This window comes from Deltaproteobacteria bacterium (assembly GCA_020848745.1).
Classification (GTDB): domain Bacteria; phylum Desulfobacterota; class Binatia; order UTPRO1; family UTPRO1; genus UTPRO1.
In genome coordinates, this window is record JADLHM010000121.1 from 1 (window position 1) to 24,586 (window position 24,586).

The window sequence follows — 24,586 nt, forward strand, 5'->3', positions numbered from 1 at the left end:
CACGGCGTGCAATACCTTTCGATCCGCTACACGGACCGCTTGGCGGAGGCGGGCATCGAGCCCTCGGTTGGCACCGTCGGCGACTCCTATGACAATGCCCTCGCCGAATCCGTGATCGGCTTGTACACGCCTGCCGCTCGACAACAATCTCAGCGAGCGCGAGCTCCGCCGCCAAGTCGTGGGCCGCAAGAACTGGCTCTTCGTCGGCTCCGACGAGGCCGCCGCGGTGAACACGACCTTCGTGTCCCTGCTCGCGAGCTGCCAGGTGCACGGCCTCGAGCCTTGGGCGTACCTGCGCGATCTCTTCTGCCTGCTGCCCGACTGGCCCCACCGCCGCGTCCTCGAGCTCGCGCCCGTCCACTGGCAGGAGACCCTCCAGCAGTCGGACGCTCAGGAGCGGCTCGCCACCAACCCCTTCCGCGCCGCCACGATCGCGCTCGACCAGCCCCACGCTGACGCGTCGTAGCGCATCGGGCCCACGCCGTCAGCGACGCGGTTCGCCGAACGCTTACCGAGGGCCGGTGACGCGGCCCGGTCGCGCTTCGGACGGTCAGTGGCAGAAGCTCGGGGATGTATCGCCGACGAGCCGTAGTACCTCGTCCGCGCGTGGCGTCCCGAACTGGAGGAGGTCACGTACGAGACACTGGTAGCGGCGGATCAAACACCGCTGATAGTCCGCCAGACTGCCGAGCGTGTCGACTCCCACCGCCCGACAAACCTGTTCCAGCTTTGCAAGCCCCAACCCCTGCTCGCTTGCCAACGTCGCGAAGGGGGTCGCACATCGCTTGCCGATACCGCGCCCGAGCTTCTCCGCGAGCGCCGGCAAACCCGTATCGAGCTGTTTCACGCACGCGCGTTCTGCCTTCGTGAGGCAGCCGGCGTTGCCGGGCTTCAACTGCAGGCAGCGGAGGACCTTGGCGACGCAGCCATCGAGGCGCTTGAGGGCGGTCGACACGTAGCGGCTTCCCCCGGTCACGATCGCCTTCTGGCACGCGACCACCGGCTTGCCTGCTGCGCCGGCAGTGGAGAGCGCGATCCGGGACTTCGCGAAATCGCCGAGGCAGTTGTCCGCGCCGAGGGGCACCTGGGCATCTTCGGCCAGCTCCCGGACCCGCGGCATCGCGCTCGTCATGACCTCTTCCGCGCGACAGGCGTGCTGTGCTGCGACACAGCGCGCGATGGCTTCGGTGCTACCGACCGAGCCGCCGAAGTTGTCGCCGCAGTCGTCGGCGATCTGCCCGAAGTCGAGACCCCGTGCCGAGAGCATCGTCGTCTGCTCGACGTCCGCGCAGCCCTTCTCCACGGCCGCCACGAACTTCTCGGTCGTTGCAGGCAGTGCGCCCAGGGCCTTCGAGCACTTCTCCTTGGCTTTGCCCTCGCAAGCGAGATCGCCCGGTTTCGTCTGTTCGCAATCGAGGAGTGCCGCACCGCACGTGGACAGGGTTCGGAGACGCTTCACGACCAACGCCTGCGTACCGGCAGCAACCGCCGGTTGGCATTTTGCCACTTGCCTGGCGTCGGTGATGGCGAGCTGGCACGTACAGGCAGCTCGTCCGTCCACAGCTTGCGCCGCGATCGGCTGGTTCGCCGGATTCGCGACGTCGACGTCACGCAAACCGAGCTCGGTATCGGGAGACGAATCGCAGATGCTGTTCGCCAGCCGCAAGCGCAGGGTCATGATGGATCCGTCGCCTGCCGGGAGCACCTGACCACCCAAGCTCAGGACGATGAGGTTGATGTGGCCGTTCGCCGCGACCGTGCTGGCTTGGCACGAGAATCCCTGCGCTCGCCCCGAGCACCGCGCGGAGCTCGCCACGAGATCCACGCCACCCGAGGGGCTTACGAGCTTCGCGAAGATCGCACGGACGGGTTCGTCGTTGGTCATGCGAAGCGGAACCGTTACCTCACCGGACGCATCGCTACACAGGTCGTTCGGAATCTCGATTGTTACACCCGCGTTTACGGCAGGAGCGACCCAAAACAAGAGCGCCAGGGCGCAGAACGCGACCCGCGTGGATTTCGTTGTCTTCGCGATCATGACTAACGATCGACCACCTTGCTCTCGGTGAGCCGCAAGTGTCCGCGTCGCGTTCCGCTCTCGGCTCGGATGCGCACGATCGGTCCATGCCCGGGAGTGATCGATCCACCGTCGAGCGAGACGACGACCACTTTCACCGGGGCATAGGGATCCGCCTGGTGAAACGCCGCTTCAAACCGACGGCCCCTTCGCGCCGGCCTGACGTCCCGCACCTCGAACGGTCCGCCCTCCGGGACGAATGTGAGCTCGAGGGCCCGAACGGCCGTCTGCGGGTTGTCGAGCTGCACTACCCGTCCGCCGGCACGGGCTTCGACACGGACCGCCGAAGGCTTGGTCGACTCTGAGCGAACCGCGGCACGCTGCGGTGACACCGTCTGCAGGGGCTGTCCCACGACGCTCGCCGGACAGCTGAGAGGCATCGGGATTCCTTGGAGAAGCGCGTCGATCTGAGCGACGACGTCGAAGATGTCCACCGTACCGTCACACGTATTGTCGCAGAGCGTGGACTGCGTGGGTGTGAGCGTAATGCGTCCGAGGAGAGCGTCGATCGTGTTGAGCACGTCGAACAGGTCGAAGTCGCCGTCCGCCTGGCAGTCGCCGAGCCCTCCGCCGCACACCACCTCACCCGCCTGGGTGCAGGCCGAGACCGGGGTGTTCGCACAACTCGCGATCACGACCGATTGCGGCTCCAGGGCAATGGTCGAAGGGACCGTGCACATCGCGGCGTTGTCGCTGACGCAAATGCGCGCGATGGATCCCGTCCCTGCGGCGAGACAGCCTCCGTTCAGGTCGACGACGACGAGCTCGAGCCCGTTCGCGCCTTCGAAGGCATCACAGGCGTAGCCGACCGTACGGGTCGTGCACTCGACGCTCGTGAGCGCGAGTTCCTCCGGGACGTCGATCAAAGTCGCCTGCACTCCCCGGACGGCGGTGGCGTTGTCGAGATCGACGAGGAAGCAGGTGTCTCCACCCGGTTCGGTCGCTGTGTTACTGACGCTGAAGGTGGCCCCGCACTGGCAGGCGGTACAGTCCGGCGCACAGACGTCGCCGTTCGTGCATGAATCCGCCACGGCTGGATCGCAGGTCTCGCCCGCGTCGAGGGTGCCGTTGCCGCACAAGGTGGGAGTCGCGGTCGGCGTGGGCGTTGGCGTGAAGGTCGCCTGGGGTGTGGCGGTGGCGGTCTCCTCGGGTGTCGCTGTCTCGGTCGGCGTGGGGGTGTCCTCGGGAGTCGCCGTTTCGTCCGGTGTCGCGGTCTCGGTCGGCGTGCTGTCGGGGGTTGCCGTCTCCGCGGGCGTCGGCGTCTCGACGAGGGTTGCCGTCTCGATCGGCGTCGAGGTCTCGATTTCCGTCGGAGTCGCGGTCGGGGTTTCGATCGGCGTCGGCGTCTCCGTTTCCACCGGCGTCGGTGTCGGACCTACGCTGGTAAGCAACGACGGCACGCACAACGCCGTCGCACCGAAGATGGAAATCGCATCCTCGCCGAACTGGTTGCGGATCGTCGAATCGAGGCCCGTCGCGGTGTCCACGATGTCGTAGCACGTGAGGTGCGTATTCGGATTCACGATGCCCTCGTTGTTCTTGTCGACGGGATTGCAGAAAAATGACGGGCTGCCGACCACGGCCGAGGTCGTGCCGAACTGGTCGGCGAGCGTCACCGTGAGGTCGATCGGGTTGCCGGACGCCGCGTAGCACGCGTAGTGCTCGATCGTGAGCGCGAGAGCGGGCGTCGGCAGCGGGTTCGGTTGAACTGCCTTCTCACTCGGTACCGCGAGGAAGACGGCGTCGCCGACGGTGAGCGTTTGCGGTCCGAACTGGTTGTCGACGTCGATCGTGGTCGGCCCGAACAACGCCGAGAAGGGGTAGAACGTGAGGTGCTGCTCGGGATCCGTGATCGCGCCGAACCCGCACGTCGGACAGCTCTTGTCAACCGGCACGCCGAAAGCGGTGGCAGTGTCGGGGTCGGCGTCGTAGGTGCCGAACTGATCGACGAGATGGACGCTCGGGGCATCCGGACCGTCGGCGGCGTAGATGCGGAAGTGATCGCCAGCGACGATCGGCGACGCGGTGGCAGTCGGCGTCGGCGTCTCGGTCTCGGTCGGTGTGGCCGTCTCGGTCGGTGTGGCTGTCTCGGTCGGTGTGGCCGTCTCGGTCGGTGTGGCTGTCTCGGTCGGTGTGGCTGTCTCGGTCGGTGTGGCTGTCTCGGTCGGTGTGGCCGTCTCGGTCGGTGTGGCCGTCTCGGTCGGCGTGGCCGTCTCGGTCGGTGTGGCCGTCTCGGTCGGCGTGGCGGTCACGGTCGCCGTCGGCGTTGGGGTCGCCGTCACTGTCACGGTCGCGGTCGGCGTCGGCGTCTGGGTCGCGGTCACTGTCGCGGTCACCGTCGGCGTCGGCGTCGGAGTCGTCGTGGCGGTCGGCGTCGGCGTCGCCGTGGGCGTTGGGGTCGTACAGTTGGGCGGGCCGACTTGGATGTCGTAATTCCCAACACCCGTGTAGCTCTGGTCGAAGACGCGAAGCACGTATGTGCCAGGCGTGCCGATCACGCGCTGGTCGGCGCCGCAGACGATCACGCTCCCGGTGGAGCTACCGTCGGCGTTGAACAGATCCCAGCACGTGGTCATCGTGCCCGAGGTCGTCGTGGTCGCGATGTCGATCACCTGGCCGGGCGCCGTGGTCGTAAACCAATAGGTGTCGTTGTCGGCAAGCGATGCGATGCTCGAGGAATGCTCCTGGCACAAGGTGAGTGTCGCGTCGGGACAACTCGTGGCCGTTGCCGAGATCGTCGTGACATCCATCCGGTAGGATTGGCTAGCCGCGTCGTTGTTCAGCTCGAAGGCGCGAAGGGTGTAGGCGCCGGCGGTCGGAAGGGTTCGCACGGCCTGTCCACACCTCTGGGTACCGATCGCCGTTCCGTCGGCGGCATAGAGCTGCCAGCACGAGTCGAAACCGGTAGCGACGTCGCTCGTGGTGATACTCACTACCTCGTTGGCCGCGGACGTGGTGAAGCGGTACGTGTCACTCTGGACGATCGAACTCAGGATGCGAGCGCCGGATTGCGAGCCGCAGGACAAGGTCGCTACCGGGCAGCTCGAGGCGGTGGCCGACAGCACCTGCATCTGCACATTGTAGTTGCCCGTTTGGTTGTTGCTCTGGTCGTACAGTCGTATCGAGTACGTGTCGTTTGCCGGGAGCGTGATCGTCGAGGCTGCGTTGCAGCCGCCGGCGCTCACGATGTTGCCCGCGGAATCGCGCAGCTGGGCGCACGCCTGGATGCTCGATCCGGTAGTGGCTTTCGACAGGAGCTGGACGACCTCGCCCGCTTCAGCCGTGAACGTGTAGCAGTCGGTCTCGGCGGTGACGCCGATGCCTCCCGATTTGATCTCACCGCAGCCGATCGTCGCGGTCGACGAACAGGTCGTTTGGGCGGCGACGAGCGACGGACGTCCGAGCAGCGTGACCATGGTTGCGAGGATCAGGACACCGTAGGGTGCCGAGATTCGAAGCTGCGCACGACAGTATCCTTCGCGGGAGGGGTGCAACGTCGACATCGGGGGTCTCCTGAAACGACTCCGAAGCTAGATGGGGCTGAGGCGACGGGAACCTTCGTCGCCCCAACAGTCCTATGAGCGTCGCGCTTGTCGCATCAAATGCAAGGTTCCGGAACTAATCATTTGCCATGACTGATCAATTGCGATCTCGACAGAGCACGTTGGTGCTCAGGACGTTGCACTGCTCTGGCAGGAAAGCCGCCTCGCCGCACTGATCGCGGCCCGGCGTGCCGCCCGGCGGCAGCGAAGTGTCGTTCAGCTCCACGGTCACGCGAAGCGGCAGCTGCGATGCGTCGCGGAGCGGGATGGTGCCGCCCTTGTGGCTCAGGAAGATCCCGAACACGCCGGCCGTCCCGAGACGCCTGAGGTCCTTGACCGTCACCTTCTTGATACCCTTGGAGACGGTGACCGGCCGCTTGTCGGTGAAGATCCACTTCGATGCCGGCGTCCCCGAAGCCTTCCAGCCGTGATCCATGCCCGGAACGCGCACCACGCCGGGGAGGTTCACGTCGAACAAGACGGTGTTCGCGCTGTCGGTGATGCGCAGTTGGATTCCATGGCGCTCCGGGGCAATGACCGGCAGGCTGCTCCCGACGGCGAACTCGCCGTTCAGCCGCAAGCCCTCGTTGCCCTCCGGCGCCGCGAGTACCCGGATGATCCGAACCTTGGAGGTACGCCAGGCGCCGGCCAGGCCTGGACGCGAGCAGGGATCCTCGCCGCCCACTGCTGGCGGGTTGAAGAGAGCGCCGCGACAGTAGGCGTCAGCGTCGCTGTCGTTGTCGACGTCCCCCGGACAGACGTCGCAAACATTTCCGAAGACGTCGCCGTCGCTATTGAGCTGCGACGGATCCGCGATCGTCGGGCAATTGTCGTCGAGGTCGCACACACCGTCGAGATCGGCGTCGACTGCCTGGCATGCCGACGAGCAGCAGAGGTTCGTACCGTTCGCCGCGCCCTCGTCGCACTGCTCGCCGACCGTTACGATGCCGTTCCCGCAGCCCGTGGGAGTGCAGTTGGCGTCGCACCCGTCGCCGTTGGCCGTGTTGCCGTCGTCGCACTGCTCGAACGTTTCCTGGATGCCGTCACCGCACGCGCCTTCGATCGTACAAGTCGGGCTGCAGCCGTCGCCGACGGCCAGGTTGCCGTCGTCGCAGGCTTCGCCCGTCGTCACGACGCCGTTCCCGCAGCCCGTCACGGTACAGTTCGCGTCGCAGCCGTCGCCGTCGCCGATGTTGCCGTCGTCGCAGGCCTCGGTGCCCTCACGCGTTCCGTTGCCGCACGACGTGTCCACGAAAGAATAGACTGCGCCTGCGTCGAGCTTGACGGTGTCGTCGAGCGGCGCTCCGATGAACACCGACGACCCGACCGATGCGATCGTGTTCCCGAAGTGGTCCTCGGTCACGGGAACCGGCTTCTGGAAGGTCTGCAGCGCTGCGCCCGTCGCGACGTCGAAGACGTAGACGGCGCCGACGTCCGGTCCACCGGTATCGTCGCGTCGAGCGGCCACCGCGACCTTGTCGCTTCCGACGGCCGTAACCGCGTATCCGAACTCGTCGTTGACCAGGGGCCCCGGCTTCACGAAGATCTGCGTGAGCTGGCCGTTGCCGGCGTTGAAAAGATACGCCGCGCCGGCGCTCGTCGCCGCCGCGTCGTTCACCGGTGAGCCGACCAAGGCCTGCCCGGCTACCGACGCGACCGAGGCGCCGAAACGGTCGCCCTGGCCCGGGAAGGGATTCGCGACGGTGCGGGTCAATGCACCGGTAGAGGCCTCGAACACGTAGGCCTCGCCCGCGTTGTCGGCGGCCGGATTAAACCCGTTCGCCGGCACATCGTGCATAGGAGAGCCGATCAGGACTGCGGTAGCGTCCAGTGCCGTCACCGCCGCTCCGAACTGGTCGCCCGCCGCGGGGGATGGATTCAGATAGACCTGCTGGACGCCCACTGAGTTGTAGAGGTACGCGACGCCACCGCCCCCGGCGCCGCTGTCGTCCTTGGGCGCGCCAACCAGGATGTTGCCGTCGATGGACGCGATCGACCACCCGAAATGGTCGTTGGTGCCCGCCGCCGGGTTCGTGAAGGTTTTGAGGAGCGCGCCGCTCGCACCGCTGAAGAGGTACACCGCGCCCGCGTCCGGACCAGCCGTGTCGTCGAACGGGGCGCCGACCAGGACATCCCCCCCCACGGCCGCGACCGAGTACCCAAAGCCGTCGCCGGCGCCGGGGGTAGGATTGAGGAAGGTCCGCAGCGTGAGGCCGCTATTGCCCGCGATGAGGTATGCCCGGCCGGTATTGATGGCCGAAGGCTGGTCCACGTCGGGCGCACCCACGATGAGACTCGTGGCGAGCGCGGCCACGCTGTGGCCGAAGTGGTCGCCGGCGGCTGCCGTCATGTTGAGCAACTCGCGCTGACAGAGCGCCGAACAGCCGTCGCCGTTGACGAGGTTTCCATCGTCGCACTGCTCGATGCCGGTGACCGCGCCGCTCCCGCACCCGGTGGGTTGGCACGTAGCGTCGCAGCCGTCACCATTTACGAGGTTGGCGTCGTCGCAGATCTCGGTCCCGGCAATGATCCCGTTTCCGCAGCCGCTCAACGTGCAATTGGTGTCGCAGCCGTCACCGCTCGCTGCATTGCCGTCGTCACAGACCTCGCCGGTGGTCAGCAGCCCGTTGCCGCACGCGGTCGTCGTGCAGTTTGCATCGCAGCCGTCGCCGCTGATCGGGTTGCCGTCGTCGCAGGTCTCTCCGGCCGTCTGGATTCCGTTGCCGCAGCCTGTGGCGGTGCAGTTCCCGTCGCAACCGTCGCCGTTCACTGCGTTGCCGTCATCGCATTGTTCGGGAACCGTGACGACGCCGTTGCCGCATCCGGGCGCGGTGCAATTCGAATCGCACCCGTCTCCGTTGACGAGATTGCCGTCATCGCATTGCTCTGGAGCCGTCACGATCCCGTTGCCGCACGCGGTCGCCGTGCAGTTGCCGTCACATCCATCGCCACTCACGAGATTGCCGTCATCGCATTGCTCCGGAGCCGTCACGATCCCGTTGCCGCACGCGGTTGCCGTACAGTTGCCGTCACACCCGTCGCCGTCGACGACGTTGCCGTCGTCGCAGCTCTCCCCGGCCGTCTGGACGCCGTTGCCGCACGCGGTCGGGGTGCAGTTCGAGTCACAGCCGTCACCGTCGACCGTGTTGCCGTCGTCGCAGGCTTCGCCGGCGGTCAAGACGCCGTTGCCGCAGCTCGTGATCGTGCAGTTGGAATCGCAGCCGTCGGCGTCGAGAACATTGCCGTCGTCGCATTGCTCGCCGGCCGCCGGGTTGAGCGTGCCGTCGCTGCAAGCCGCTGGGGTGCAGTCGGGGTCGCAGGTCGCCGACCCGAACGACCCATCGTCGCACGCTTCGCCAGCGGTCGCGATTCCGTTGGGGCAGCCGGTTGCGGTGCAATTGGAATCGCAGCCGTCACCATCGACGAGGTTGCCGTCGTCGCACGTCTCACCCAGAGTCTGGATGCCATTGCCACAGCCGGTGGGGGTGCAGTTGGAGTCGCAACCGTCGCCGTCCACGAGGTTGCCGTCGTCGCAGAGCTCCCCCGCGTCCGGGATCGTGTCTCCGCAGACGGCGAAGGCGGTTCCGGCGGAGCCGACGAGCATCAGAGCGAAGAGAGCGAGTACGGCGGTGAACCAGGGACTGCGACGGACTTCAATCATGGGGGGCCTCCAGCTTCGAGTGGGATGTACCCTTGCAGTGCGGCTGGACCGGACGGCAAGCAGGGATTTTTGGGAAGCGTTGAGACGGCGGTCGGTCGCCGTCGATTCGGCTCGATCTCCTCGAATCGGGGTGAGGAGAGGGAGACCGCTCGATGGGCTGCTGATGTCGCAACGTGCATGCCATGCAATCATCCAAAGTTTTCGAGTTTTCGAGGGTAAGACGAAACGTCACGCCTGCAGTGCAAATCCTTGCGCGAACGTACGGTGCAACCATCCGGTCACAGGACGAACGTGCCGCAGATGAGGCATCGGCCGCCCACTTGCCCGTGGGGAGGTTCGGTAAGCAGGCGGCCCGCCTACGGGCCGAGCGAAAGACGCTCGACCGAGGAGCCGATACGCGTGGGCTGTTCAGGGACAGTCGCACACCCCCGGTACGCCGCATTGGCCGGTTTCGGCGTTGCAGACGTCGTCAGTACAAGGATTGCCATCGTTCGGGCACGTCATGAGTGTGCCGGGCGCGCAGCTCCCGGCCGCGCAGATGTCATCCAGCGTACACGGATTGTCGTCGGAGCACGGTGCCGTGTTGGGGATGCCGCAGAGGCCAGTGCCAGGGTCGCAGACGTCGTCCGTGCAGAGATTGCCGTCATCGAAGCACTGTTTCGGTGTGTAGCACTCACCCGTGTAGAAGTTGCAGACGTCCTGCGTGCAGAGGTTGCCGTCATTGGCGCAAGTAATAGGCGCACCCGGCTGACAGGTCGGAAGTTGGCAGTAGCCGCTGATGCACGTGGGGTTGGATGGCGGGCACGCGCACTGCGAGTTCTCGGTACACGCCTGCCCCGCGAGGTCGCCGCCGACGCAGGTGTTGGTGCCGCCTCCGCATACGTCGTTCAGAGTGCACGGATCGAAGTCGTTGCACGGAACGCCGTTGTTCAGGCACTCCTGGATCGGCGCCGGCAACGTGAAGAAGCCGGACACGCTGGCCGAGGCCGGCTGACACGCGCCACCCGGGCATTGCGAGGCGCTGGAGCAGGCGCCGGTGTCATTGACTCCGTCGAGACAACGCGACGTGACCGCGGCATTGACTTGCCGGACCGTGTTGACCTGCTCCTTCGGGTACGTAAGGCAGACGTAGGTCTTTCCTGGCTGGTTGACGATCGGGACGCCCGTACGCTGCTGGAACTGGACGAGGTTGCAGACTTGATCGGACCCGACGTTGATGCGGCCATCGCTGATCGCTGCGCCGGCCGAGGGTGCGGTGATCGAGAAGTCGACGAAGATGCCGTTGGCGACAGGTGCGCCAAGATAGTCCGCGACCGTCGACGCAACGACCGTAGTGAGGGTGCCGTCGCCGTTGTCTTCGGAGAGGTTGGCCGTCAGTGCGAGGCCGATGGTCGTCGGAACGCCGGGGATTGGCGTCGCAGTCGGCGTCGGCCGCGGCGGCGGGCTCCCAGGATCGCCGACCACGCGGTACGAGTTCAGAAAGAAGAGCTGCTTCTGGTTGTTGCCGTTCCCGAGCCAATCGGAGTCGCTGACGAAGATCGAGAAGCTGAAATTGGCATCGATGCCGGGATCGATCTGCTGATTGCCGGAAAGCTGGAAGATCTGGTTGCGCGTCAGTTCGTAGACGAAGAGGCGGCGTACACCCGAGACCCCGCTGTTCGTGAGATCGGCGGTCGATGTGAAGTGGATGCGAATGGCTCCGCCCGGCCCCGGGGCGGGGTCCGTGCTGTCGCCGTCGGTGCCGGCCGTGAGCTGCTTGAGCCGCGGCGGCACGGTGAACATGTCGTACTGGAAGATCTGGGTTCGCGTGCTGCCGGTCAGCGCGAGATCGGCGTCCGATTCGAAGAAGAGGAACTGACCGTCGCGTGAGTACTTCGGTCCACGGCTGTCCGCCGTGCCGAAGGTCAGTTGCTGGATCGTGCCGGTCTTGAAGTCCTTCACGAAGAGCTGTTGCGCGCCGTTCACGCAGCCGTTACCGGCCGCGTCGCCGCGTGACTCGAAGACCACGAAATTCCCGCCGGGATGGATGGCCGCGCCGGTGGCGATCTCGCGCGTGACGAGCTCGAGGCCGGGGTTGAGGCCGCCGTAGGGGCACGGATACGCGGCACAGCGGGCCTTGCGGAGCCTGCGGAGCTCGGAGCGGTAGAGGTGCTCGCCCGGTGCGAGGCCGTCGCCGTTCATGTCGCCGGTCGAAGAGAAGACGAGATATCGGCCCGACGCGTTGATCTTCGGGTTGAAGCTCTCGCCGAGTCCCTTCGTTATCTGCTGGAGCGCGAGACCGCCGGGGTTCTTGAAGCGAACCAGACGCGAGGCGAAGATCTGCCGGCCGGTGCTGCCATTGCCAAGGTGGTCCGCAGCCGACTCGAACGCCAGCGTGCGAGCGCGCGCGGTCGCGGACGGATTGATGCTGGGTTGGCTGCCGAAGGTGAGCTGGTAGAAGGCCCGTTGGTCCTTGAGAATACGCTTGGCGGTGTCGAAGACGAAGATTTGCGGGACGGTGTTGCCGTTGCTCAGCAAGTCGGCGTCGGAATGGAAGATCATCACGTTCGACGCCATCGTGAAGTGGACGCCGCCGATAGTCTGCGACGGCCGGTCGGTGACCTGCGTCAGAAGAGGGCTGTTGTTGTGGAGCGCCTCACTCCGTTCCGCGAGGAGCATCGCGACGGTGGTGGCCAGCGCGGCGAGCAGTCGCGGCATTCCTGTACTCATCATGAGTCGACCTTCCTTGCGGTAGTCCGCTGTCACCAAGTTCCTCATTGTGGACCGGTCAGGATCGCGCCGACGTCGTTCGACCGGCGGCGCGCGAAGGCGACGTCGGTACGGCCGTCGCTGTCGGCGTCGTGACACGAGAGGCCGCCGACCGGGTTGCCGACCGGGAAGTCGCGTTCGTCGCCGCTCCAGAAACCGTCTCCGGAGCCGTGTAGGACCATGATGTCGTTGGTGGTGACGCTTGCGACGGCGAGGTCGGGCACCGTGTCGCCGTTGAAGTCGCCGACGCACATCGCGATCGGCGTCTGACGGCCGCGCGTATGCCGCTCGGTCACCGCCGGGAAGCCACCGGTTCCATCGTTCAGGAACGTGATCAGATTCCCCTCCTGCGAGTCCGTGGACGGGGTCGGCGTCGGCATCTGCGCCGTCGCCGTGGGCGTCGGCGCGCCGCTTCCGGTTGCGGCCGACGTCGACGTCGCTTCGGGCGTCGGCGTGATGATCGGCGTCGGCGTCGCGGTCTTGGTGGCCACAGGCGCCGTGTCGAACTCGTTCAGGACGACCAGGTCGTCCACGGTGTCGCCGTCGAGGTCGGGAAGCACCACGTCCCAAGGCGCGAAACCCTGGCTGGCCATGTCGGTGCGTGTGTAGGATCCGTTCGTCTCGGATCGGAAGATCGAGACCGAATTGGCTCCCCGATTCGCGGTCACGATGTCGCCGATGTCGTCGCCGTTCAACTTGCCGATGGCGACGCCGCGTGGCTCCCGCTGCGTCGCGAGGTTCGCCTGCACCGCGAAGCCGGCGCCTCCGGTGTTGCTGAGGATCGTCAGGCGGTTGCTCTCGGACTGGGTGACTGCGAGATCCTTCTTCCCGTCGCCGTCGATGTCGCCGACGGCCATCGAGACGTGACCGTTTCCAAGTGGGAGCTTGGTGCGGACGAGGGTCACGAACTGGCGAGCGCCCTGGTTGATGAAGATGCTGATGTCCTGCGATCCCGCGTTGGCGACGAGCAAGTCCTGGCGTCCATCGTCGTTCAGATCGGTGGTAGCGAGAGCCTCGGGCAGCTGGCCGGTCTCGAGAACGAGGCTCGAGGGGCTCGGACCTGCGAAGTGCACGACCAAGCGGCTGTCCTGACGGCTCACACCGGCAAGATCCACATGACCGTCATCGTCGAAGTCGTCCGCCGCGGCGCCCCGCACGTCGCGTCCGATGGAGGGGGCTGCCGGGAGCGGGTTGGCGGCGAAGGTGCCGCGCCCCGTTCCATACAGGATCTGACAGTTCGGTGAGGTGGCGGGGGTGCAACTGAGGAGGTCCTGGTGAAGGTCCTCGTCGACGTCGGCGATGGAGAAGCGCGAAGGGCTTGGGGCGCTCGGGATGAGCGGTCCCGCCAGGAACGGCCCTCCTAGGGCGCCGAGCAACAAGATCGGGTGTTGCTTCTTGCCCTTGAACTCGGCGACCGTGTCTAGGTATCCGTTCTCGTCGAAATCAGCCGCCGCGAGCGCCACGATGCCCGCCGGTGTCGGTGTCGTTTGAAAGAGGCGAAGGGGTCCCGCACCGTCGCTCGAGAGGAGCATCACACCCTTCGGCTTGGATGTCTGCACGGCGAGGAGGTCATCGAAGCCGTTGCGATCGAAGTCGCCGGCGAGGATCGGGCCGCCAAGCTTCGCCGGCGCGATGATCGGGAGGGGGATGAAGCTCCCGATGCCGTCGTTCAAGAGCAAGGTCACGGAGCCGCCGCTACGGACTCGCGGAACGATGGCCAAATCAGGGAGACCGTCGCCGTTGAAGTCGCCGACCGTCGCACCCGTTTTGCGTTTGACCTTGGCAAGGAGGGCGATGGTGCCGAATTGGCCGATGCCGTTGCCGAGGAAGATGCGGAGATCGCCCTTGGCGTCGACCGCAGCGAGATCCTTGTTGCCGTCGCCGTTGAAGTCGGCGGCATCCATCGAGAACAGAGTCTTCACCATTTCGACCAGGCAGGTGACGCTGCAGCCGTCTCCCTTCTTGGCGTTGGCGTCGTCGCAGCTTTCGCCAGCGTCGAGGACCGCGTTTCCGCAGCTCACCGGCGGCGGCGGCGGATCGAAGCTGCCCGCAGCATTGCCGCGCATGACGGTGATGCCGAGGCTACTTTTGGGACCGGCGGACGCGACGACTGCATCGGGAATGCCGTCGTTGGTCATGTCGGTCAGGAGGAGAGATTCAGGGGTACCTACCAGATCCGCCAGCGGACTCACGGTGGGGCCGGTCAGTTGGAGGATCTGCAGCAGCGACAAGCGCTGGGCGACGCCGTCGACGAAGACGATCTCGCTACCGCCGGTCGCGCTGATTCGCAGGCGGGCGGTCGCCATCGGAGACACTACCGTCGGCGATGCGATGTTGTAGGGGCTTTGAAAATTACCGGGTGAGATCCCTCGCAGGATCTGGACGCTGTTGCTGTCGGAATAGGATACGGCCAGGTCGGTGAGCCCATCGCCGTCGAAATCCGCCAGGGCGACGGTCTTCGCCATCGAGCCCGCGAGGAGCACGGAGAGGAGTGTAAAGGTCCCGTTGCCGTGACCCGCGAATACCTTGATCGTGGCATCGACTCCAAGGGTGGCAATGTCCATCAGGTCGTCGCCGTTGACGTCACCTGCCGCGACGTAGAGGAGTCGGTCGGTCGAAGGCAGCGGGTTCGGGGCGAAGTGGAAGCCGAAGCCGTCGCCGAGAAGGAGATGCAGCGAGGGGTCCTGCTGATTCGCGGCGACGACGATGTCCGGTAGCGAATCTCCGTTGAAATCGGCGATCTGGGCGGAGACCGGCCGACTGGCCTGCGGAGAAAGGCGAGGGATTCGAATGTTGCCGACCGCTGCGAACCCTCCCGCACCGTTGCCGAAGAGGAGCGTAAGGTCGCTTGACTGGACATTGACGACGACGAGGTCGACATTGCCGTCGAGATTCAGATCGGCAGCCGACACCGAGCGAGGGAGGTTTCCGACCGGGGAGGACGCGCCGACCGTGTAGCTGCCGTCTTCCTGGCGGATGTAGAGCGTCACTGTCTTTTGCTTCCAACTCGACACGGCGGCGTCGATGCGGCCGTCGTTGTTGAAGTCCGCGCAGGTAGCGCCGCTCGGCTCATCGGCAGTCGCCAGGTTGGCGCCATGTAGGAGCGTGCCGGGGCCGGAATTCTGGAACACGGTCACCGTGTCCGAGTCGAAGTTCGCCGAGATCAGGTCTGGGAGCAGGTCCCCGTCGCAATCGACGGCATTCAATCCCTGAGGATTGTCGTTTACCGGAAGAGAGTGGGCGTCCATCGAAAGATCGAGACCCTGTGCCGGCGGAGCGGAAATGAGGCTCAGCACAGCGGCTATGACGACCACTACGAACCTGCAGAACCCCTCGTTCGCCGTGCCGGGAAGGCGGCGCCGGGCGTAGGGCTTGGCAGGGTCGATAGGGGCAGTCACCATGCTCCGGGTCTCCTGCTCACGGGCGATAGGCCGTGGGGTCATACCTGCGTTCGAAAGAGTGAAACCGGTTCGGGAAGGACGCTCGGGGGCGGGGTGCTTCATCATGGCGGAAGTCAACGATCATGGACCTGACCGATCCCCTTGCGTGAGCAAGGGGCATGCCGGTCGAAGTAGTTGAGATCGCAGAGTGTTCTACCCTCAACCATGCATGGTTTTGCGCCTCTGCAAGGCAGGATGCCGCTTCGTGCCGCGGGGATCGATGCCCGGCCGAAACCCGCGAAATCAATCGGAGAGAACGCCTTCGGTCATCGCCGGTTCCGGGCCTGCGAAGAGTCCAACCAGCGCCGGGAGAACAAAGAGGGTCAGTGCCGTGCTCGAGATGAGTCCGCCGATGACGACCGTCGCGAGAGGGCGTTGGACCTCGGCGCCGGTGCCCGTCGCAAGGGCCATCGGGATGAAGCCCAGAGAGGCGACGAGCGCGGTCATGAGAACGGGGCGAAAGCGCGTCAGGGCGCCTCGGACGATGGCTTCATCGACAGACGCTCCCTCCTCTCGGAGTTGCTTGATGAACGTGATCATCACGAGACCGTTCAGGACGGCGATGCCCGAGAGCGCGATGAAGCCAACCGCGGCCGAGATCGAGAACGGCATCTGTCGGAGCCAGAGGCTGAGAATGCCGCCGCTCAGCGCGAGCGGGATCCCCGTGAATACCATGGCGGCATGGCGCACCGAGCCGAAGGTGCTGTAGAGAAGAAGGAAGATCAAAAGGAAGCACGCGGGCACGACGAGCGTGAGCCGCTTCTTCGCCTCCACCAAGTTCTCGAACTGCCCACCCCAATCGAGCCAGCTCCCGGGCGGCAACTTCACGTCAGCATCGATCCGGGCTCGGACATCACCGACGAAGGAGCCGACGTCGCGCCCACGCACGTTGGCTTGGACCACCACGCGCCGCTTCCCATTCTCGCGGCTGATCTGGTTCGGTCCTTCGGTGACAGCGACCCGTGCGACCGCGCCCAGAGGGATGAAGGCGAACGTGCCCACGGGCGCGTTGCCGGAGACCGGGATGACGCCGGACTCCTCCTCCTGATGCTCGAGCGGGATCGGAAGCTGCTCGAGGGCGCGGATGTTTCGTCGGAAATCCTCCGGGAGCCGCACCACGATGTCGAAGCGGCGGTCGCCCTCGAAGACCTGGCCCGCTTCGCGGCCGCCGACGGCGATGGAGACGACTTCCTGGACGTCTGCGACGGTGAGTCCGTAGCGAGCGATCGCCGCTCGGTCGACGTCGATGCTGAGCATCGGGAGGCCGGCGATCTGCTCGACCCGCACGTCGGCCGCGCCGCGCGTATCCTGGAGTATGCCTCCGATCTGCCGAGCAATGGGCAGAAGCGCGTCGAAATCTTCCCCGTAGACCTTCACCGCGACGTCACCCCGTACACCGGCGATGAGCTCGTTGAAACGCATCGCGATCGGTTGCGTGAACTCGTAGTTGTTGCCGAGCGCTCCACGGAGGGCCTCTTCGACCCGCTCGCGAACCGCTTCTTTCGTGTCGCGCGGGTTCGGCCAAGAGTCTCGCGGTTTCAGAATGACGAACGTGTCGGACGCATTCGGGGGCATGGGATCGGACGCCATCTCGGCGGTGCCCGTCTTGGAGAACACAAAGGCGACCTCGGGGATCGTCTCCTTGATCGTACGCTCGACGGTGAGCTGCATCTCGGAGGATTGCGTGAGGCCGGTGCTCGGGATGCGGATGGCCTGAACCGCGATATCGAGCTCACTGAGACTCGGAACGAACTCCTGGCCGAGACGGGAGAACAGGACGAGTGAGCCGGCAAAGAGCAGCACCGCCGCCCCAAGGGTGGCGACTCGCGCTCGAAGAACCCAGCGGAGCGCCGGTTCGTAGAGCACCTTGGCATTACGGACCAAGACGTTCTCCCGTTCCTCGACGCGACCCGTGATGACGAGAGCGACCATCGCGGGAACGAAGGTGAACGCGAGGACGAAGGCCGCGACCAGGGCAAAGATGACCGTAAGGGCCATCGGACGGAACATCTTCCCCTCCACCCCGGTGAGAAAGAGGATCGGAACGTAGACGGTGATGATGATGGCGCCACCGACGACCGCCGGACCGAGCACCTGCTTGCTCGCCTCGCGGGTCACGTCGAGACGTTCTTGCAGCGTGAGCGCTCGCCTGATCTCGCGCTGCTTCGCGGCCAAGCTCCGAAGGCAGTTCTCGACGATGATGACCGCGCCGTCGACGACCAGACCGAAGTCGATGGCGCCCAAGCTCATGAGATTCCCGCTGGTGCGCGTCTGGACCATGCCGATGGCGGTCAAGAGCATCGAAAGCGGGATGGCGAGCGCGGTGACGACGGCCGCACGGATGTTTCCGAGAAGGAGAAACAGCACGATCACGACGAGGATTGCGCCCTCGAAGAGATTCTTCTGAACGGTGTGGATGGTGGCGTCTACGAGCCTGGTTCGATCCAGGACGGTCTTGGCGTGAATATCCGGAGGAAGCGTCTTGTTGATGGCCGCGATCTTCTCCCCCACGGCATGCGCGACGGTTCGGCTGTTTTCGCCGATCCGCATGAGCGCGGTGCCTACGACGACCTCTTCCCCGTTCTCGCTTGCGCTGCCCGTTCGAAGCTCTTTGCCGATGCCAACCGTGGCGACATCGCGAACGTAGATGGGCGTGCCGCCGCGCTCCCCGATGACGATGGAGTCGAGCTGCTCGAGCCGTTCTATCCGGCCTGTGGCCCGCACGTTGTAAGCCTCGCCGTTGTGCTCGATGTAGCCGGCGCCGGCACTCAGATTGTTCCGTTCGAGCGCCGCAACCACGTCATGCAGGGTTCGCCCGTACGCGACGAGTCGCTGTGGATCGGGCTGCACATGGAACTGCTTGACGTATCCGCCGATGGCGTCGATGCCGGCGACACCGGCGACTCCCTTCAGTTGCGGCCGAATGACCCAATCCTGCACCGTTCGTAGGTACGCGGCGCGCTCGAGAGGTGAAGCGAGACGTTCACCTTCCGGCGTGAGATAGCTGCCGTCGGGTTGCCAGCCCGCCTCGCCGGCGTTGGGAGCGGCACCGTCGCCCCCCGGGTGCCGGTACTCGACGGTCCACATGTAGATTTCGCCGAGACCCGTCGAGATGGCTCCCATGCGAGGCTCGACTCCCTCGGGCAGGCTCTCGCGCGCTTCGGTCAAGCGCTCCGTGACCTGCTGTCGAGCGAAATAGATGTCGACGTCGTCGGAAAAGACGGCGGTCACTTGCGAGAAGCCATTGCGGGAAAGGGAGCGTGTGTAGGCAAGCCCGCGGATTCCAGCAAGAGCGGTCTCGATCGGGAAGGTCACCTGCTTCTCCACCTCGATCGGAGAGAGCGAGGTCGCAAGGGTGTTGATCTGAACCTGATTGTTCGTGATGTCGGGAACGGCATCGATGGGCAGACGGGTGAGCGCAAAGACGCCGATGGCGCCGAAGACGGTCGTGACCAGAACGACCAGAAACCGGCGCTGAATGGAGAAATTGAGAATTCGCTCGAGCACGGCTCCGCCTCCTCAGTGGTCGTGCTCGGCGGCGCCCTTTCCGAGCTCCGCCTTGAGGAGGAACGAATTCACCGTGGCGATGCGTTCACCGTCTGCGAGCCCGCTGAGGATCTCGACGAGGGTTTCGCCGCGATGGCCAAGGATGACGGGACGCGCCTCTACCCGTTCTCGTTCGGCGACGAATACGACGGACGTTCCCTCGAGGCTCTGGATGGCGTTCGCTGGAACGACGAGCGCTGCGGCGTGCGGAGACACCGCGTAGGCTTCGACAAACGACCCGATACGCCACTGGCCATCGGGATTCGGGAGCACGACCCGAGCCGTCGCGGTGCGCATCCTCTCATCGACGCCCGGCGTGATGTAGACGATGATGCCCTCCGCTTGGGGGCCCTTCTCGCCGGAACGAATGCGGACGGTTTCCCCGACTCGCACGTGCTCGAGGTCGCGCTGATACACGCTCAGCTCGACCCAGACAGACGAGAGGTCGGCGATCACGAAGGCCTGCTTGTCGCGGTCAACGGCTTCGCCCCTGGTCAGGTGCTTTTCGATGATGGTGCCGTCGATGAGCGTTTGCAGCTCGTAGGGTGAGAGGCTCTCGCTACTCTCGATGATCGCGAGAACCTCGCCGGCCTTGACGGTGTCGCCGACGTTTCGCCTCCCTTCGCGGACGATGCCCGGAAAGCGGGGAGTGATGTGGGCAAGTCGATCCCCATTGGGGCGAATCGTGCCAAGCAGCTGCACGCCATCGTCGACGTGGCCGGGACCGACCGCAGCGAAGGTCACACCGGCATGTTCGAGCTTCTCCGCCGAGACGTGCGCGGATTCGTTCGTGGACTCTTCGCCTTCGTCGTGTCCGGATTCCTCCTGGTGACCTTGCCGATGGCCCGCCTCCTTGTCGTTCTTGGAGGAACCAGGTTCTCCGGCACATCCGACGCCGGAGACGAGGATCGCGCAGGCCACGAGTCGAAGGAGGCGAGAGCGAGAAGGCAGTCTAGTCATGTCGGTCTCCATGAGCGCGCTCCGGGCTGGTGTCCGAATGTTCGACCCACCGCGAGAGCTCCGCGGAGGCGTCGTAGTAGGTTGCCAGTGCCGTGAGGTATTCCGCGCGGAGCTCGAAGAGCGTCCGTTGGGCATCGAGGACCTCGAGGTAGCGGAAGAGGCCGCGGGCGTAGCCATCCTTCGCGCCAGCGTAGGCACGCTCCGCTCGCGGAATGGTTTCGTCGCGGAAGATGCTGGCTTGCTCCGCCGCAGCTTCAACCGCGACGTACGCTTGTCGAGCCCGCGCTTCCACCGTGACGGCCACCGCATCGTGTGCGAGTCGGGCCTGGGCCACTTCCCGCGCGGCCGCCAGGATGTTCCCTTGGTTTCGGTCGAAGAGTGGAAGGGGCAGGGAGAATCCGAAGACCAGCGCTCCACCGCCGTCCTCGGCGTAGTGCCGGCCGCCGGCAACGAGCGAGAGGTCCGGAATCCGCCGTGATTGCTCCAACGAGAGGGCGGCTCGTCGCTGTTCGATCTCGGCGTCGGCCCGGGCAAGGTCGGGAATCTTCCCGATGTTGGGCAACAGGGTCTCGAGTGGAGCCGGTCTCACGGCTGGCGAGAGGGCGCCTGCGGCGCGCTCGAAGAGCGGCGACGGCTCTCCCCAGGTGGCGGCGAGTATGCTTCGGGCGTTCTCGAGCTCGCGCCGAGCGGCAAGCCGCGATGCCCGTGCGCGGCTCAAATTGACTTCCGCACGGAGGCGCTCGACCGGCGAGACCGCGCCGGCGTCCACCGTAACGCCGACGCTACGGACGGAGTCTTCCGCGATACGGATCAGCTTCTCGCTCAGGGTGAGCCGATCCTGCGCGATGAGGGTCGCGGCGAAAGCCTTTCTGACTTCGGAAACCAGGGCTCGGAGCCGCACCACGATGTCCCACGAGGCGACGTCTCGCTCCAGATTCGCAGTGCGCCGGCGCTTCTGACGCTTTCCGCCGAGCTCGAGGGCCTGCGACACGCTCAGCGTCGTCTGGCCCGCTTCCCATCCGGCGCGGCGATCCGAGCCGGCGACATCTTCGGCTTCGAATCCAAGCGTGGGATTCGGACGAAGGCCGGCCTGAACCGCGCGCGCGGCTCGGACTCCGACGTCGACCCGGGTCGCGGCGAGCTCGGGGTTTCGCCGCATTGCCGCCGCGATCGCTTGCTCGATCGTCACCGCTCCCCGCGGCGCGGGTGGCGAAGGGCCCTCCGCGAGCGCGGTCCCGCGAGCGGAGACGAGCAGCAGCAATCCGGCAGCGAGAGTCCGATGGGAAAACGGCGAGCCGGCACTCGTGACGGAAACGACGAACCTGATGACGAACCCATGGGCCATAGAGATTCTCTCCAAGAGGCGGCTTCTTCCGTGGGAAGAAGGCCACGTGACCGGCGAGCGGCGTTCACGCCGCGACGGCGACGCCCTCTACCGAGAGCGTCGAACGTGAGAATCCCAGGTCAGACTAGAAGGACGACGGTGCGGCGCGCTTCGCGGTCGGGGACACGTAGCGAAGTGCAGGCGGGAAGAATCTGAGCGAACCCGGAGGGTGCTGGAGGCGGAGACAGGGTGACAGGCGCCGACGTCGGCGCCCGGAGGTCGGAGGACTGGACGTTTCGCTGCTCGACGATCTGTGACGGAGAGATCGCGATGTCACGACAATCGGCCTTTGCCGATTCTCCGGGTCGCGTGTGGCACGCGCGACCTGCATGGGGCGTCTCGACATCGAAGTGCCCATCGGCGCCCAGGCAAAGGAGAAGTCCCGTTGGAGGCACCACGGCAAAGCCGACCTGGCATGCCAGTGCGAGAAGCAGAGGTATCCTTCGGCAAGACCGCATCGGCAGTTCGTAACGGAACCTACTGGCGAGCGACCCTAACATCCATCGGGCGGACCTGCTAGCGCCCACTTCAGCGAGCGCCATGCGCGCGTGGAATGCCCTTCGGAGCCGAGCGATCCGACCTCGGCGGAATAGGAACGCGCACGGCGCGATTCGATCTTCTTCTACCTTGCCGGGAGTACTCATGCTCGTCGTGCTCGCGGTGCGGACGCTGACTCCTCGGGGAATGCTTTACTTGCTCCCTTGATGCGGTAAGAAGAACGAACGCCTATGAAAGCCGAGAACATCACCGAGTATTTCGCGCAGGATCACAACCGGCTGGACGAGTTTTTCGACCGGTTTCAAGCTTTGAAGGGCTCGAACCTTCCGGATGCCGCCGCCAACTTCCGGCAATTCAGCGACGGGTTGCTTCAGCACATCGCGTGGGAAGAACAGATCCTGTTTCCGGCCTTTGAGGAGCGAACCGGGATGCGCGACAGCGGTCCGACGGCCGTCATGCGCATGGAGCACAAGCAAATTCGGTCCCTGCTCGACGCGATCGGTCTGGAGCTTCGACAGGGTCGGAGCGCAACCGAGAGCGAGGAGGCGCAGCTTCGCGGCGTGCTCGGCGCGCACAACGTGAAAGAGGAGCGCGTTCTGTACCCGGCCATCGACCGGATGCTGACGGAGCCGGAACGCGCCGACGTGTTCGCCCGCATGCAGCTGCCTTCATGATCTGTAGTCCTCGACCGGATTGGAACCCCACAGCTCCGGAAGTGCTGCGCGACCAGCGGGCGGCGTATGACGATATGCGCCGCCGCCATCCGGTGGCGTACAGCGAGCTCATGGGGTGGTCGTTGTTCCGGCACGGGGACGTGATGCGCGTGGTGCTCGATCAGGCGACCTTCAGCAACGCCGTCTCGCAGCATCTTTCCGTGCCGAACGGCATGGACCAGCCGGAACACACGGCGTACCGGCGAATCCTCGAGCCGTATTTTTCTGACGAGCGAATGGCCGCATTCGAACCCGTCTGCCGAGGCATTGCCACGAAACTCGTGCGGGGGCTGTGCGCACGCCGTGAAGTCGAGTTCATGGCGGACGCCGCTCTGCCATTTGCGGTGGAAGTGCAGTGCGCATTCCTCGGCTGGCCGACGTCATTGCGAGAGCCGATCCTGCGATGGGCTCGCAAGAACCAGGAGGCCACGCTCACCCAAGACCGCAGGGCGATGTCGGAGATCGCATTGGAATTCGAAGCGCTCGTCGATGACTTGGTGGACACCAGGCTGCAAGCGGGTGCCGGGCCGGAAACCGACGTCACCGCCGCGCTGATGCACGAAAAGGTCTGGGGGCGTCCCCTGAGCAACGAGGAGCTGGCGAGCCTCCTGCGCAACTGGACCGTCGGTGAGATCGGCACGATCTCCGCCGCCGTCGGCATTCTTGCCCACTATCTGGCGGAGAACGCCGACGTGCGGGGGAGATTGCGCGCCGAGCGGAAGCTGCTGCCGCCGGCCATCGAAGAGATCCTGCGCATAGTCGGTCCGCTGGTGTCGAATCGGCGAATTACGACGTGCCCGGTGGAAGTCGGAGGGCGGAAGATCGCCGCCGGCGAACGAATCACGCTCATGTGGCTGTCGGCCAATCGTGACGAGGGCGTCTTCGACGGCCCGGACTCGTTTCGCCTCGACCGTGACCACGGCAAGAACCTCCTGTGGGGCGCGGGCATCCACGTCTGTCCGGGTGCACCGCTGGCGAAGCTGGAATTGCGGGTCTTCCTGGATGAATTGTTGACCTACGCGGAGGGACTCGACCTCGTTCCAGAGAAAACGCCCCGCCTGGCCGTCTACCCGGCGAGTGGATTCTCCGTTCTCCCACTGAAGATGCGGCCGGCGGCCGCTCGTGTCGGAGACTGAGCGCGCCCGACGGGGGGAGCGCTCTCGTCATGATGGGAGGTCCTCGCGCGAAACGGGCCGAAGGCGGATGGGCCGAGCCGGCTCGATGGTCACGAGAGGTACGTCTGCCGCCTGGCGGTGACGGCCAGGCCGATCCAGACGACGCTGCGCAAGGTCATGGCCGCCAGCGTCCGCCGCTCCCACGCGCCACCGGCGGCGATGTGGATGCCGAATGCCAGGAAGACCAGGAGCGTCGCGAGCGCGAGGGCGGCCGCGAGGCGTGCGGCCCGGCGCCGGCGTTGCCAGAGCCAGACCCCCGCCAGGACGTAAAAGAAGCCCGCGACGAAATTGAACCAGAGGACGAAGCCGACATAGTGTCCGGCGTCCGCGACCGCACGCGCGTTGCCGATCAGGACGAGGCCCCCGGCGCGAATCGTTGCGACGCCAAACACGATCGCGATGGCCGCGGCGACCCGCCGTGGCCGTTCTCGGGCGGGGGGGCGGTCGGGCCGATCCGGGTGCAGCGATGTGGGTGTCACGGGGAAGCTCGTCGGAGTCGCCGGTCCAGACCATGCCGCATTGCCGGCGATCTCAATATGATGGACATCATACGTCTCACCGAGCGGCTCGTGTTACCCGATGAAGGATCGTCCGTGGGAATGAGTCTTTTTTGATGGCGGGAGCCTTCACGATGCGACTTCGCCTGTTGCTCGCGGCTGCAATCATCGTGGGCGCCTCGCCGGCTCATGCCGACGAGACGGCCTTCCAACAGAAGTGTGCGGCCTGTCACACGATCGGTCGCGGCGCCGGGGTTGGTCCGGACCTGCGGGATGTCGCGAGCAAATACGACGAGGGCTGGCTGATGCGCTGGATCATGGCGCCGGACGAGATGCTCGCCGACA

Annotated in this window: 12 protein-coding genes and 1 pseudogene; 4 read left to right on the top strand and 9 right to left on the bottom strand. The window is 65.6% G+C overall.

Going from position 1 to position 24,586, the window contains the following annotated elements; genetic code table 11:
* Window positions 1–126 (top strand): annotated as a pseudogene (locus IT293_18265) (IS3 family transposase).
* Window positions 127–130: 4 nt separating this feature from the next.
* The gene (locus IT293_18270; protein MCC6766608.1) at window positions 131–466 is read left to right on the top strand and encodes a transposase; all 336 of its coding nucleotides are present in this window, start codon (window positions 131–133) and stop codon (window positions 464–466) included.
* 84 nt (window positions 467–550) lie between these two features.
* On the opposite strand, the gene IT293_18275 is transcribed toward IT293_18270, so the two are convergent.
* The 8 genes from IT293_18275 to IT293_18310 form a co-directional block, all read right to left on the bottom strand.
* A complete protein-coding gene (locus IT293_18275) occupies window positions 551–2,038 on the bottom strand; it encodes a hypothetical protein (GenBank protein MCC6766609.1) in 1,488 nt (495 codons plus the stop codon).
* Between the two features lie 2 nt (window positions 2,039–2,040).
* On the bottom strand, window positions 2,041–5,580 hold the full coding sequence (locus tag IT293_18280) for a hypothetical protein (protein MCC6766610.1): 3,540 nt from the start codon (window positions 5,578–5,580) through the stop codon (window positions 2,041–2,043).
* A gap of 136 nt (window positions 5,581–5,716) precedes the next feature.
* On the bottom strand, window positions 5,717–9,280 hold the full coding sequence (locus IT293_18285; protein ID MCC6766611.1) for a DUF4215 domain-containing protein: 3,564 nt from the start codon (window positions 9,278–9,280) through the stop codon (window positions 5,717–5,719).
* A 408-nt stretch (window positions 9,281–9,688) separates the two neighbouring features.
* Entirely contained in the window at window positions 9,689–11,992 is a 2,304-nt protein-coding gene (locus IT293_18290) for a PD40 domain-containing protein (GenBank protein ID MCC6766612.1), read from the bottom strand.
* 41 nt (window positions 11,993–12,033) lie between these two features.
* Window positions 12,034–15,429 (bottom strand): VCBS repeat-containing protein, encoded by a 3,396-nt coding sequence (locus IT293_18295; GenBank protein ID MCC6766613.1) that lies wholly within the window; start codon window positions 15,427–15,429, stop codon window positions 12,034–12,036.
* Window positions 15,430–15,711: 282 nt separating this feature from the next.
* Window positions 15,712–18,975 carry a CusA/CzcA family heavy metal efflux RND transporter gene (locus IT293_18300; GenBank protein MCC6766614.1) on the bottom strand — a complete coding sequence of 1,088 codons (3,264 nt, stop codon included), beginning with the start codon at window positions 18,973–18,975 and terminating at the stop codon, window positions 15,712–15,714.
* Between the two features lie 12 nt (window positions 18,976–18,987).
* Window positions 18,988–19,935 carry an efflux RND transporter periplasmic adaptor subunit gene (locus tag IT293_18305; GenBank protein MCC6766615.1) on the bottom strand — a complete coding sequence of 316 codons (948 nt, stop codon included), beginning with the start codon at window positions 19,933–19,935 and terminating at the stop codon, window positions 18,988–18,990.
* Between the two features lie 31 nt (window positions 19,936–19,966).
* Complete coding sequence (locus tag IT293_18310) at window positions 19,967–21,163, bottom strand: TolC family protein (protein MCC6766616.1); 1,197 nt, start codon at window positions 21,161–21,163, stop codon at window positions 19,967–19,969.
* 923 nt (window positions 21,164–22,086) lie between these two features.
* Here IT293_18310 and IT293_18315 point away from each other — a divergent pair.
* Together IT293_18315 and IT293_18320 are read left to right on the top strand one after the other, a co-directional pair.
* Complete coding sequence (locus tag IT293_18315) at window positions 22,087–22,530, top strand: hemerythrin domain-containing protein (protein ID MCC6766617.1); 444 nt, start codon at window positions 22,087–22,089, stop codon at window positions 22,528–22,530.
* A complete protein-coding gene (locus IT293_18320; protein ID MCC6766618.1) occupies window positions 22,527–23,705 on the top strand; it encodes a cytochrome P450 in 1,179 nt (392 codons plus the stop codon). The genes IT293_18315 and IT293_18320 overlap by 4 nt, the downstream gene beginning before the upstream one ends.
* Window positions 23,706–23,794: 89 nt before the next feature.
* Here IT293_18320 and IT293_18325 read toward each other — a convergent pair whose 3' ends face one another.
* Window positions 23,795–24,208 carry a hypothetical protein gene (locus tag IT293_18325; GenBank protein ID MCC6766619.1) on the bottom strand — a complete coding sequence of 138 codons (414 nt, stop codon included), beginning with the start codon at window positions 24,206–24,208 and terminating at the stop codon, window positions 23,795–23,797.
* Window positions 24,209–24,586 lie beyond the last annotated feature (378 nt).